Source organism: Hyphomonas sp. NPDC076881 (assembly GCF_050269995.1).
In the GTDB taxonomy this organism is placed as follows: domain Bacteria; phylum Pseudomonadota; class Alphaproteobacteria; order Caulobacterales; family Hyphomonadaceae; genus Hyphomonas.
Genome location: NZ_JBNNJJ010000013.1, coordinates 27,117 through 40,133, shown reverse-complemented (window position 1 = coordinate 40,133; position 13,017 = coordinate 27,117). Strand labels below are relative to the sequence as shown.

12 protein-coding genes are annotated in these 13,017 nt (G+C 63.3%); 3 read left to right on the top strand and 9 right to left on the bottom strand.

What is annotated here, in order from left to right; translation table 11 throughout:
- Positions 1-77 precede the first annotated feature (77 nt).
- Positions 78-2,045, top strand: a complete 1,968-nt coding sequence (locus ACQKI2_RS14500) for an ATP-binding protein (RefSeq protein ID WP_427380318.1) — start codon at positions 78-80, stop codon at positions 2,043-2,045.
- A 121-nt stretch (positions 2,046-2,166) separates the two neighbouring features.
- Positions 2,167-2,655: an SRPBCC family protein gene (locus ACQKI2_RS14495; protein ID WP_427380317.1), complete on the top strand. Its 489-nt coding sequence runs from the start codon at positions 2,167-2,169 to the stop codon at positions 2,653-2,655.
- A gap of 4 nt (positions 2,656-2,659) precedes the next feature.
- On the opposite strand, the gene ACQKI2_RS14490 is transcribed toward ACQKI2_RS14495, so the two are convergent.
- From ACQKI2_RS14490 to ACQKI2_RS14450, 9 genes are all read right to left on the bottom strand, one after another.
- Positions 2,660-3,604 (bottom strand): alpha/beta fold hydrolase, encoded by a 945-nt coding sequence (locus ACQKI2_RS14490; RefSeq protein WP_427380316.1) that lies wholly within the window; start codon positions 3,602-3,604, stop codon positions 2,660-2,662.
- A complete protein-coding gene (locus ACQKI2_RS14485) occupies positions 3,601-3,969 on the bottom strand; it encodes a DUF4180 domain-containing protein (protein ID WP_427380315.1) in 369 nt (122 codons plus the stop codon). Before ACQKI2_RS14485 ends, ACQKI2_RS14490 begins: the two co-directional genes overlap by 4 nt.
- 16 nt (positions 3,970-3,985) lie before the next feature.
- Positions 3,986-5,158 carry an isovaleryl-CoA dehydrogenase gene (locus ACQKI2_RS14480; protein ID WP_427380314.1) on the bottom strand — a complete coding sequence of 391 codons (1,173 nt, stop codon included), beginning with the start codon at positions 5,156-5,158 and terminating at the stop codon, positions 3,986-3,988.
- Positions 5,159-5,197: 39 nt separating this feature from the next.
- Positions 5,198-6,454, bottom strand: a complete 1,257-nt coding sequence (locus tag ACQKI2_RS14475; protein ID WP_427380313.1) for a lysozyme — start codon at positions 6,452-6,454, stop codon at positions 5,198-5,200.
- 108 nt (positions 6,455-6,562) lie between these two features.
- A complete protein-coding gene (gene mgtE, locus ACQKI2_RS14470) occupies positions 6,563-7,939 on the bottom strand; it encodes a magnesium transporter (RefSeq protein WP_427380312.1) in 1,377 nt (458 codons plus the stop codon).
- Between the two features lie 58 nt (positions 7,940-7,997).
- Complete coding sequence (locus ACQKI2_RS14465) at positions 7,998-9,500, bottom strand: flavin-containing monooxygenase (RefSeq protein WP_427380311.1); 1,503 nt, start codon at positions 9,498-9,500, stop codon at positions 7,998-8,000.
- Between the two features lie 124 nt (positions 9,501-9,624).
- Positions 9,625-10,974, bottom strand: coding sequence for a hypothetical protein (locus ACQKI2_RS14460; protein ID WP_427380310.1), 1,350 nt, complete (start codon positions 10,972-10,974; stop codon positions 9,625-9,627).
- 94 nt (positions 10,975-11,068) lie between these two features.
- Entirely contained in the window at positions 11,069-11,494 is a 426-nt protein-coding gene (locus ACQKI2_RS14455; protein WP_427380308.1) for a hypothetical protein, read from the bottom strand.
- A gap of 225 nt (positions 11,495-11,719) precedes the next feature.
- A complete protein-coding gene (locus tag ACQKI2_RS14450; RefSeq protein ID WP_427380307.1) occupies positions 11,720-12,214 on the bottom strand; it encodes a hypothetical protein in 495 nt (164 codons plus the stop codon).
- Positions 12,215-12,374: 160 nt separating this feature from the next.
- Here ACQKI2_RS14450 and ACQKI2_RS14445 point away from each other — a divergent pair, with 160 nt between their 5' ends.
- Positions 12,375-13,016: a LuxR C-terminal-related transcriptional regulator gene (locus ACQKI2_RS14445; protein ID WP_427380306.1), complete on the top strand. Its 642-nt coding sequence runs from the start codon at positions 12,375-12,377 to the stop codon at positions 13,014-13,016.
- The last annotated feature ends 1 nt before the right edge of the window (position 13,017 follow it).

Sequence of the window (13,017 nt, the reverse complement as noted above, 5' to 3'; positions counted from 1 at the left end):
TGAAATATCAACGCTCCGTTAAGCTTGTAGGCAGATGTTTCCTTAAAAAGAAATAGATGGCTTTAAGGATTCGCTCGATGGATGCACGTCTGTTTGACCTGCTGCCAGTTGTCGTTTGTGAAATTGCTCCGGTGCGTGACGAAAATGGCGCGATCATTGATCTTCAATGGATCGACGCCAACCGTTTGATGAACGAGTCGATCCTGCCGGGCGGCGGCAGTGTCGTCGGTATGCGTGTCTTCGAGTTCGACCCCGCCTATCGGGAATCGGAGATGACGAAGAACGTCATCAAGGTGATCGAGACCGGCGAGCCAATCACCTACATGACCGGCCAGGGCCGCGCCGCAAAGATGCTCGGCAAGGTGATGAAAACCGTCATCACACCGACGGAAAATGGCGCCCTCGCCTGCTCTCATGAGGTTACCGAACTCGCCGAGGAGCGCGACGCGGCCCAGAAACGCTTCGAGCTTGCCCGTGCCGCCTGCGATCATGCCATCCACGGCATCGTCATCACCGACCGGGTGAGCCGCATCCACTATGTCAACCACGCCATCTGCGAACTGCTCGGCTATTCGGAAGAAGAACTGCTCGGCAAGGATGTCGGCATCCTGTTCGGTGTGAAAACCTTCCAGCCAGAGAAATCCCTCGGCAACAAGGTTGTCTCCGACATCGAAAGCGGCATGCTGATCCGCCATGTGTCCGACGCCGAAGCCTTCACGCAGGGCGGCGAGAAGATCCGTGTCCAGGCCTCCACATCCAGCGCCCTCTGGGGCAACGAAGATGAGATGGTCTTCATCACCTATATCCGTGATGTACGCGAGGAGCGCCGCAAGGCCCATGAACTGCGGGACGCTCTCAACCGCGCCGAACAGGCCACGCGCCTCAAATCGGAATTCCTGGCCAATATGAGCCATGAAATCCGTACACCTCTGAACGGCGTACTGGGCATGGCGCAGGTGCTTGCCCATAGCAAGCTGACGGAGACGCAGGGCGAACAGGTCGGCGTCATCCTCGACAGCGGCAATACGTTGATGGTGCTCCTGAACGACATTCTCGACCTGTCGAAGATCGAAGCCGGCCGGATGGACCTTTCCCCCGTGCCGGGTGACCTGCGCCATAAGCTCAGTGGTCTGTTCAAGCTGCATGAAGCTGCCGCCCAGGAAAAGGGCATCAACATCCGCCTGTTTGTGGATCCCAGTGTGCCTTCCCGCCTGATCTTCGATCCGGTGCGCGTGCGCCAATGCGTCGGCAATCTCGTTTCCAACGCCATCAAGTTCACCAGCCAGGGCGAAGTGATGATCGTGGTCACTTCCGAGCCGCAGGAAAACGGCACCCACCGCGTCGTCATCCACGTCTCCGATACCGGTGTCGGTATCGCGGCGGACAAGCTGGATCGCATCTTCGAAAGCTTTGCTCAGGAAGATGGCTCCACCACCCGCAAGTTCGGCGGCACGGGCCTTGGCCTGTCGATCACCCGGCGCCTTGCCCGAATGATGGGCGGTGATGTTACTGCCGTCAGCCAGGCTGGCCGCGGGTCCATCTTTACACTGAAATTCATAGCCCAGCCCTCTACCATGAGCGTGGGCGACACCACCAACATGGTGCACATGCCCGTGCGCACGCCCCGAACCGGCCTTACCGGCTGCCGCGCGCTGGTGGTGGACGATAACGGCATCAACCGCCGCGTCGCCCGTTCCTTCCTTGAATACTATGGCATCGTCATCCGCGAAGCCTGCGATGGCAACGAAGCCCTCGAAATCATGAACCGCGAAACCTTCGACATCGTGCTGATGGACATTCACATGCCGGGCCTTGATGGCGACGAAGCCTTCAAGCGGCTGCGCACGTCGGGCAGCCTCAATCGCCTTGTCCCGGTCATCGCGCTGACCGCAGACTCGATGCATGGAGACCGGGAGAAATACCTCGCCAAGGGCTTTGACGGCTATGTCTCCAAGCCCATTGAGGAGCGCACGATGATCACCGTCATCAGCCAGATCCTTTCCGTCCCGGCGGAGGAAACAGAGGCTCTGCTGGCGGCGGGCTGACGCTGCGGCCTGACGCGGCGTGAGCCCCACAAAAGGCCCACCCGTCCGTAGACGGCCAGACCAGCGCGCCTATACTCTCCCTGAAGAACCACCGCTTCCGGTGTCTCGGGGAGAGCAAGCCATGGCCAAGCCGCTGAAAGTTCATAAATCCGTCGGCGAGGACTACCTCGCCACCGCCAAACAGGGTGGCGCCGTGCACCGCTATCCCTTCCCGCCGGAGATGGTGTGGAACGCGCTGCTTGATGCCGAGACCTGGACCCAGTGGCTGCCCATCACCAAGGTCACCTGGACCAGCCCCAAACCCTGGGGGCCGGGCACCACCCGCACGGTCGAGATCGGCGAACAGAAAGTAGAAGAAACCTTCTTCGCCTGGGAAGAAGGCCGCCGCATGGCCTTCCGCTTCGAGCGATCCACCCTGCCGGTCTCCGCCGCCGTTGAAGATTACCGTGTCGTGCCCGTCGAAGGCGGCTGCGAAATGCGCTGGTCCGGCAAGGCCAGCGCGCCTCTCTTCCTCGGTGGCCTGATCACCGCCCAGCTCACCAAGGGCCTCGTCCAGGGCCAGCCCAAACTGGAAGAGCTCATCGCCGCCAATCCGGATAAATACAAATAAGGCCTCAGGGTGCTGCCAGAAACTCCGGGATCGCCTCCCGCAAGTCATCATGATGGCCGAGCAGCAGATGCCCACCGGTATTGTAGCGGATAAATTCTGCATTGCTGATCCGCGCCGCAATCGTCTCGCTGATGGCAACAGGGTTGAGCCGGTCGTCTGCCGCGTGGACGACCAGCACCGGCGCGCGGATCGTTTCCAGGTCATACTCCGCCTGCGGATCGACGGCAGCAATTTCGTTGCGCAACCCCGCCAGCCTTCCGGAAGCGGGCTGAAACCCCTCAACCAGCCGGTCCACAAAATCAATATCTTCCGCCGCCTCCAGCAATTCCGGCCGCGCATCAAAGGCAGATCGTAGCGTCCCCGGCGCCAGCCGCTTCATCAGCCAGAAGCCAACATCGCTGCCCGCAATCGCCGTATAGACAGCCGCCGGAACAGGCCGCCCCTCCACATCCCCGCCAAAGGGCGTAAACGGCGCCGGCGACAGCAGCACCATCGCACTCACCCTTTCCGGATGCTGCGCCGCCAGTTGCAGGGCCGGCGGCGCCCCGCCCGACATCGCCAGCACGTCTACCCGCTCAATCTCCAACTCTGTCAGCAGGTCTGCCAGCGCATCGGCCTGCGCCGCAGTCGAAGCATTCTCCGGTAACGGACTGCGCAGATATCCAAACCGCGACACGGAAATCCAGCGCCGCCCCGGCCCGCCCACGGCCTCTGCCAGCAGCAGCCCCTGATCAAACCCACCGCCTGCGCCATGGATCACCAGAACCGGCGGCCCCTCGCCCCGGATGGCATATTCAACAAGGCCGTGCGGCGTGCGCGCCACCTCGCTCTGCCCCGCCAATGCCTCCGCGCGCACCATTGCCTCGGTTCGCGCCAGCGTCAGCGCCACGCCTATCAGCACAACCAGAATGGCAGCCAGCAACCCGAAGACCGTCACCCCCCGTCTCATGGCGCGCTGCCCGTCAACCGTTCCCGCAACGCATCCTCGTCTGGCAGGAACCAGACTGCCCTCCCCTTGTTGGACTCATAGATGAAGTCCCGCAGCGCGCCGCTCTGTGCTGCAGGCTGGGTCACGTCACCGAGGATCGCAAGCGGGATGCCGTAATTGACGAACTTCTGAATCGCTTCCCCGGCAAGCCGTGTACTGAGCTTCAGGAAATCCGGCCCGAGGCGGGAAAGCGGAATGGCCGCCATGTCCGCGTTCTGCGGCCATATATCGGAAATGAAATAAGTCGCGTCTCCTGGCGATGCCAGAAGGCGGCCCTCCTCCGCGAAGAAAAGCACACGCCGCCCGGCAATCTCCTCAACGCGCATGGCCCGTCAGCAATCCTTACGCCGTCTCCGCAAACAACTCCCGCCCGATCAGCCAGCGGCGGATCTCGCTGGTGCCCGCGCCGATCTCATAGAGTTTGGCATCGCGCAGCAGGCGGCCGGTCGGATATTCGTTGATATAGCCGTTCCCGCCCAGCAGCTGGATCGCATCGAGCGCCAATTTCGTCGCCGTTTCGGCCGCATACAGAATGGCGCCGGCCGCATCCTTGCGCGCCGTCTCGCCCCGGTCGCACGCCTTGGCGACCGCATAGACGTATGCCTTCGCCGCATTCATCTGCACATACATGTCCGCCAGCTTGCCCTGCACCAGCTGGAATTCGCCGATGGATTGGCCAAACTGTTTGCGGTCATGAATGTAGGGGATCACCACGTCCAGGCATGCCTGCATGATGCCCGTCGGCCCGGCCGAGAGCACCGCGCGCTCATAATCGAGCCCGCTCATCAGGATGCGCGCGCCCGCGCCCACCGGCCCCATCACATTCTCTTCGGGCACTTCGCAATCTTCAAACACCAGCTCCCCGGTTTCCGATCCGCGCATGCCCAGCTTGTCCAGCTTCTGCGCCACGGAAAACCCCTTGAAGCCCCGCTCGATCAGGAAGGCGGTGATACCCTTAGAGCCGCCGCCCGGATCAGTCTTGGCATACACCACCAGAGTATCCGCATCCGGAGCATTAGTGATCCACATCTTGGTGCCGTTCAGCACATAGCGATCACCCTTCTTGTCGGCGCGCAGCTTCATCGAAACCACATCCGAGCCCGCCCCGCTCTCGCTCATTGCCAGGCTGCCCAGATGCTCGCCGGAGATCAGCTTCGGCAGGTAGCGCGCCTTCTGGCTGTCATTGCCCCAGCGGCGGATTTGGTTGACGCAGAGGTTTGAGTGCGCCCCATAGGACAGGCCCACAGAAGCGGATGCGCGGGAGATTTCCTCCATCGCCACCACATGCTCAAGGTATCCGAGCCCCGTGCCGCCCCACTCCTCTTCCACCGTGATGCCGAGGAGGCCAAGCTCCCCCATCTTCGGCAACAGATCGCGCGGGAACACGTCCGTCCGGTCAATTTCGGCGGCGCGTGGCGCGATTTCGTTCTGGGCAAAGTTTTTCACGGTCTCGCGGATCATGTCCGCAGTTTCACCGAGATCGAAGTTAAGTGTGGGATATGTGTTCGTCAGCATGGCCCTTTCCTAGCAAGGGCCTGCCCGCCTGTCACCGGCTCAGTCGTCCTGCGTCATCGCCCGGTAGAGATAATAGGTCGCCACCACGAACAAGAAGCCCCCGCCGAGCGAGAGAAGCGGCCCCAGCCAGGTCTCCCCTTCATACAGCGCCGGCTCCGCCGCCACATCCACCAGCTCGCGCACGCCCAGAACCAGGCTCACCAGCCCGAGGCCCGACAGCAGCGCATATGGCACCCACCGGCCCAGCGCCTCAGCGCCCGTCAGGCGCTGGCCGCCTCCATTCTCTTCCAGCGCCCGCTGGATGCCATTCTGGTCGATTTCCACAGGCGCCAGATCGTCCACGATAACGCCCTCTGCCGGCGGCAGCGGCGCTTCAGGCACCGGCGGTTGCGGGGGCTCAGGGGCTGCGCTGATTGTTGCTTCCGGCACAGACGCAACCGGTGCAGGCCGCGCCGCGCGCCGGCGTTCGATGCCATCGGGGGGGCCTTTGACCACGCCCGGCGGCTGCGGCAGGGGCTCATCCTCCGCCGGCCCCGCCAGATCGGCGATGGCGCGGGTAATATCTTCAACGCTGGGGCCTTCTTCGCCCGGCTCCAGCGGCCTCGCCGGCCGCGATGGCGGCGGCGGCGGGCTCTCGCCCAGTATCCGCGCAATCCGTTCACTCACCGCCCGCGCGGCGGCCTGCGGCCCGCTATCCCCCCCGCGCGACCGCACCGTGGGACGCTCATCCTCTGCCCGCGCCTCGATGATCACGGCCCGTTCCGGCGGCTGCGGGAAAGGCTGCCCGCCATCTTCAGGTATCGGCCGGATCAGCGCGCCCGGCACAGCGGCTGGCCCAGAAGGATGTGTCAGGAACAGCGAAATCTCCGCCGCCCGCCGGCGCACCAGCGCATCGATGATCTTCACCTCGCCGCTCACCCGTCCCCGGCGCCACAGCCACATGTCGGACGCCGCTGCCAGCCGGTCGCCCTCATTGAGGTTCGACAGGACGCTGGAAGACTGGAACGCGCCCGGCCCGATATTCCAGGCAAAGGAGACCAGCGCATCAAATTCATTCTGGGTCAGGGGGGCGAGCACTTCGTCCTGGATCAGCTGCTCGATGGGCGGGAGATCGGAATGCACCAGCACCAGTTCGGCATCCCTCGGGCTCACCGCCAGGCCCGGCCGCGCCGTGCGTGTATGCCCATAGCCCACAATCCATCGCCCATCCGGCAGCCGGCTGGCGCGCGGCCGGAAGCCCTCGAAGCCCTTGATAAGCTCGAGTCCCTTGGCAGATGTGCGAAGCGGACCACCCAAAGTCCGTTGCTCCCATTCTGGTACAACTGGCAAAATGCCTACAGGGACGCCCTGCAAAAGGCGCGCCTTTTCGCCTGAAAGGTGAGATTCGACGTGATTATGGCCAATTTACAACAGGACGATACTGGCAAGACCGAGGAAGCTGAAGAAAGCCATCACATCGGTCAGGGTCAGAACGAATACGGATGAGGCCACCGCCGGGTCTGCGCCAAGGCGTTTCAGCGTCAGCGGCACAAGGATTCCCGACATCCCCGCCCAGATGAATGTGCCCAGCATCGCGATCGCAATCACAACGGCCAGCGCCACATCCTGGAACCACAAGAGCGCCGCCGCCCCGACGCCCACGCCGATGATCAGCCCGTTGATCAGCCCCGCCAGCGTTTCGCGCAGCACCGCCCGGCGCGCTGCATCGCCGTCAAGTTCCCGCGTCGCAATCGCGCGCACGGCCACGGCCAGCCCCTGGCTCCCGGCATTCCCGCCCAGCGCCGCCACCACCGGCATCAGGATCGCCAGCGCCACGATCTGCTCAATCGCGCCCTCGAACATCGAGATGATGCCCGACGCGACAAACGCCGTGATGAGGTTCACCCCCAGCCACGGCACGCGCGCCTTCACCGTCTCGAACACAGTGTCTGAGGCGTCCGCCGACGACACGTTCGACAACGCCAGCAGGTCTTCAGAATGCTCTTCCTGGATAACATCGACCATATCGTCGACCGTGATCATCCCCACCAGCCGCCCGGCACTGTCAGTCACCGGCGCCGAGGCAAGGGAGTATTTCTGGAAGCGGAACGCCACCTCTTCCTGGTCAAGGTCCGGCGTCAGGGTCGTCATGGGGTCTTCCATGATGTCTTCCAGCGCCTTGTCGCGCGGCTGGCGCAGCAGCGCCGAAAGCTGCACAATCCCAAGCAGCCGGTGCGCCGGGTCGATCACATAGATCTCGTAGAACGTCTCCGGCAGTTCCTCGCCGCGCCCGCGCGCATGGTCGATGGTTTCGCCCACCGTCCAGAATTCGGGCACTGCCACGAATTCCGTCTGCATCAGGCGGCCGGCCGAATCCTCTTCATAGGCCAGGCTGCGTTCCAACTCGGCCCGGTCCACCGGGGCGAGGTCTTCCAAAATACGCTCGCGGCGGTCATCCTCAAGGTCTTCAAGGATCGTCGTGGCGTCATCGGAATCGAGTTCGTCCAGCGCCTGCGCCACGGCCTCATCAGGCAGCACGTCCACCGCGCCTTCGCGGTACGCATCGCGCAGCTCGATCAGGATTTCAGACGGCAGATCCTCGCCGAGCAGGCCAACGGCGTCCTCAAACGTGTCATAGGGCAGCGTTTCCAGCGCGTCTGCGGCGTCCGCCGGGTGCATCCGCTTGAGGGTGCGCGACAGCCAGCGCGTATCGCGCTCATCGATGGCATCGATGAGATCCTTGAGCAGCACGGGATCAAGCCCGTCAGACTCCTGCTGGATAGGGGCGCTGGTATCGGTCATGTGCGCCTGTCATGCCGGGGTTGGTGTTCCCCGGCAAGAGCAGGCGCTCATACAGGCCTCAACTGTAACGGAATTCTTCCCCGTCGAGGTCGATCTTGGGGAACTCGTCTTTCTCGCGCCAATAGTCCTGTGTGTGCTGCCACTCGCGCGCCGTGCCGCGCTTGGGCATCAGATGCATGGAGCGGGTCAGATAGCCGGGGTTGAAGTTGTCACCGTCGATCCAGGGAAGGATTTCCATATTATGGTCCTGCGGCCGCAGGGCCACCTCCACCTGCTTCGCCTTTTTCTCGTCCATATGCTTCAGGAGGCGGCAGACGAGATCGCCCATCATGTCCACCCGCAGCGTCCAGCTGGCCCGGAAATAACCGAACACCCACACAAGATTGGGCACGCCGGTAAACATCATGCCCCGATAGGTGATCGTGTCAGACCAGTTCACCGGCTTGCCGTCCACCTCGAACGGAATGTTGCCCAGAACGGATAGATCAAACCCCGTCGCCGTGATGATCACATCAGCTTCCAGTTCCGTGCCGGATTTCAGCAGGATGCCTTTCTCTGTGAACCGGCCGATATGATCGGTCACCACGCTCGCCTTGCCCGCCTTGATGCCCTCGAAAAGGTCCGCCTCCGGAACAAACGCGATGCGTTGCTGCCACGGCCGGTAGGCCGGGGTGAAATGGCTCATGTCGAACCCTTCCGGCAGGCACGCCTTCACCCCGTCCAGCAATTCCTGGCGCAGCGCCTCAGCATCCTCGAAGGAGCGGCGGGTAAACTCGGCCTGATCGTGATTGTATTTCCGGCGCACGATCTCATGGATCCACGCCTCGTCCACACCCAGCATCCGCAGCTCGTCGGCAAGCAGGTTTTCATTCCGTGCCGGGATGAAATAGGTAGGCGAACGCTGCAACAGCGTCACATGCTCACACTGGCCGGCAATCGCCGGCACCACGGTCGCCGCCGTTGCGCCAGAGCCGATGCAGATCACCTTCTTGCCCGTCAGGTCCAGGTCGTCCGGCCAGGTCTGCGGGTGAATGATCTGTCCCTTGAAATCGGCCATCCCCGGCCATTCGGGCGTATAGCCCTGCGCATGATTGTAATAGCCCTGGCACATCCACAGGAAGTTCGCCGTGAAGGTCAGCACATCCCCGGTCTCAAGGTTTTCCGCCTTCACCGTCCACTTCTTCTTCGCGTTGGACCAGCTCGCTGACCGGATCTTGTGACGATAGCGGATATGCTGGGCAAGATCGTTCTCTTCGATCACTTCCTGCATGTATCTGAGGATCTCTTCCCGGCTCGCAATCGGCGGGCCCACCCAGGGCTTGAACCGATATCCGAATGTATAAAGATCCGAGTCCGAACGAATGCCGGGATAGCGGTGCATATGCCAGGTGCCGCCAAAGGTCTCATACGCCTCCAGTACCACGAACTTCTTCTTCGGCATCTGCGTTTTCAGATGATACGCCGCCCCGACGCCGGAAATCCCCGCGCCGACGATCAGCACATCGAAGTGTTCGGTCTTTGCCTTGGGTTTGCGTTCTTTGACTGCCGCCGTATCCGCCATGCATTCCTCCCTGGGCCCCGTCCATTTGCCGCGGGGCCATCAAACTACGTGCAAATCTTGCCCTGGGAGGAAGGCAGGTGAATACGTAATCGGCCCTAGATGACCCAGAGGCAAGCAAGCAAAATTAACTGCGCGGCTGCTTCCGCCGCCGCCGCCGCAACTGGATCGCCAGCCCCAGCGCCGCCGTCAGGAAGATCACCCCCACAGTGGTCATCAGCAGATAGTCCCGGTTCCGCGTCCCGATGGGCCGCAGGAATTCCCATTTGTGCAGCACGTCAAAGCTCCAGCCCTCGGCCTTCTGCAGCGCGCTCTTGCGCGGCGCCGCCGCAATCAGCCCCTCACGCACATCCACAAATACCGGCCCCTCCGAGCCCTCAACGCGCATCACGGGCAACCGCTTGTTGGCAAAGCTGTACTCCCGGCCAAACCGCGTCACCAGAGATACCGCCGCCTCCGGCCCGGCCCCGGCAATCGCCCGCGCCCGGTCTGCGTCAGTATAGCCTGCCACCTCGCCCTGATACGCAATGCCCCCGCCCGTCTCGATCCGCCAGAGCGGCTTGCCATCCGGCCCCGCCGTCGCCGTCAGCCCGTAGAGTGATCCCGGCCCTGGCCTCGGCGGCTCAAGGTCTGCCAGCGTGAACACGCCCGGCGGAGGCAGCTCCTGACCCGGCCCCATCGTCACGAACAGATGGAACATCCCGGACACTGTGAACGTCAGGATGAACGGCAGCGCCGCCCAGGCCGCCAGCGTATGCGCCTTGCGCAGGCCCCGCCCCTTCGCCTTGAGCAGCAGCGCCGCCCCGATCAGGCTCGTCGCAATCACTGAGAGGATCAGCCCCGCCAGTAAGGCCACACGCAACGGCTCGGCAAAGCCCAGGAACTTCAGCGTATGCACATTCTGGAACACGCAGAGCAGGGCCCGCCGCCGCCCATCGGTCACCGCCGCCAGCCGGTCGGCCCCGGTGTCCACATACACCGCCAGCCCCTCGGGCGTCTCAAACGCCACGCGCCACACCGGCAGCAACCGGTTGATCTGCGGATACTCGGTATTGAACCGCTCGATGATGTCCACAGACCGGACCGCCGCCTCCGGCAACGCGGCATAGTGCCGGGCCAGCGCAATCGCATGGGCCTCTTCGGCCTCCGGCGCTGCCTCTCCGGTGAGGGCATCGGCCACCGTCTTGCGCGGCATCGAAAGGTCGGTCGACATCCAATAAGGGCGCCCGCCAATGGTCACCAGCCTTACCTGAACTGTCCGGATCTGTCCGGATTTGTCCAGAAACTGTCCGGGAATGTCCGGCAGTGTCCGGATCTGACCGCCATGTGGGGGTGCCTGCACCGCCGGGCGCGGCGCCGTCCAGCTCATCACAGGATGCAGAAAGCCGGTCAGCGCCCAGGCCATCGCCACAAATGCCGCCACCCAGCCAATCTGGCGATGCAGCGTCCGCGCCATCGCCGGTCGCTTTGTTTTCATTTCAGTTTTCACTTGGTTCGTCTCTGAAGTCAGGCCGCGCGCGGGCGCGCTCATGGTCTCGCCGCGCGGCCTCCGAAAGGCGCGCAACAGCGGATCAGCTCAGAGACAGAACCGGCGGCCCGGTCGGATAAGGCGGCGGCGCTGCCAGCTCGCTCGCCAGTTCAAACGCCACAGGATGGTGCAGCCCCGCCTCACGGATCACCCGCAGCTGCTGCAGGTCCGGCATGCCCGGCGCGGGCACGGCAATCTGCGCGCCAGCTGCAAAAACACAGCCTTTCAGCATTTTCGGCGCGTCATCAGAGGGAGTGCCCTCGCCCGGCTCCACATAGTTTCCGGTCGCCAGGTCCAGCGCGCGGCTGATCACACCCTGCTCCGTGCAAAGCTCGATCCGAATCTGCCCGGAGGCGTCCTCCGCCAGCATATATCCCGCCGGCACAGCCACCCGCACAGCCACGGCCAACACCAGCAGCATCCCTGCCAGTGCCCGCAATCCGCCCGAGAGAAACCCCATGCCGCGCATGGAGCCTGTCTCTCAAAGCCCGGCGTTCGCGTCAAATCAGGGAAACGGAAACAGCCCCGGCGCGCTGAACTGACGCGCCCCTATCCAACACCCGGTGGCGGGAAAAATCTGCGGAGCCAAGGAAGCGAGAGAGGCACCCCATCAGCCCCGCAGAAGAAGTGTCATCAGAAGCAGGCGTCAACTTGGGCCACGTGCGTCCCCCCGGACCTGTGGACCAGCTAAACTCTAGGCCGCGCCGGATTTTCCGTCTTCCCCCTGTTCGGGGGTGACCTCCACGAAACCGCGCGCCTGATCCAGTTCCTCCGGTACAAACGGGTGGCCCCGGCCCGGCCCAAATCTTAGCGTCACAGCCGGGTTCGCCTTCCGCGCCCGCCTTGTCAGCGCCGCCACCAGCCCCAGAAAGCTCGCGCGCCGATGTTCGCGGACACCCCAACGATGACGCTCCACCCTGTTCCAGCCAAACCAGTAATCATCCGAAAAACGGTGCAGCGTGCCCTCTGCCGTGCGGATGATGCAACGCGCCGTTCCATACCTGGCGGGCGGCAGGATCACCTGCACACGGGTCACCTCGCTCAGGCTCATCCGGCCGCGTTCAACCCCGCTGCGCCAATGTAGCATATGCCCATCCAGCCAGTAGGCACGATCGTGGCTGAAGGGGTTCGGCCGGAACAGATGCCCCAGCCGGCTATTTTCCTCCGCATCGATCATTATTTCGGTCACCCTGTTATCCTGTGACGGGAAATGCCACGTTTTGGCGGGAAGTGTCCTCCCCCCTGTTCCGGTGGGTCGGCAAGACAGGGTATTGAAGATAAGATGACATCATCTTCTCTAAGCCCGATAATGGAATGTATATCACAGACGGCGAGGAAAGGCCCAAACCGTGAAAAGCCTCCTGATCCTTGAAGATGTCGCGGAAACCCGCGCCTGGCTTTGCGAGATCGCGCGTGAGGCGTTTCCCGGTTGCGTCCTGCATGAGGAAGGCAGCGTGCGCGGCGGCCTCACCGCAGCCACCGGCGCAAGGTTTGACCTTGCCATGCTGGATCTGGGCCTGCCCGATGGTTCCGGTCTCGATGTGCTGCGCAAGGTGAAGCAGGAAACCCCCGAGACGATCTGCGTAGTCACCACTGTGATGGGGGATGACGCCTGGATTGTCGGCGCGCTGTCTGCCGGGGCAAACGGCTATCTCCTGAAAGACCAGCCGCAGGATACGCTGGTGCGCCAGCTTCGTCAGATTGCGGATGGTGTTCCCGCGCTTTCCCCATCGATCGCGCGGCGCATCATGGATCATTTCCGCCTCACCGGCCCCGCCGCCCCGGATGATGATCTCACCGCCCGCGAGCGCGACGTGCTCGCCCTGATCGGGCGCGGCATGCGCAATGGCGAAGTCGCCCGCGCGCTGGACCTCAGCGAGAATACTGTCGCCAGCTACATCAAGGGCATCTACCGCAAGCTTGGCATTTCTTCCCGCGCCGAAGCCTCCTGGCACGCCACCCGCATGGGCCTCACGACAGACCGGACCTGAG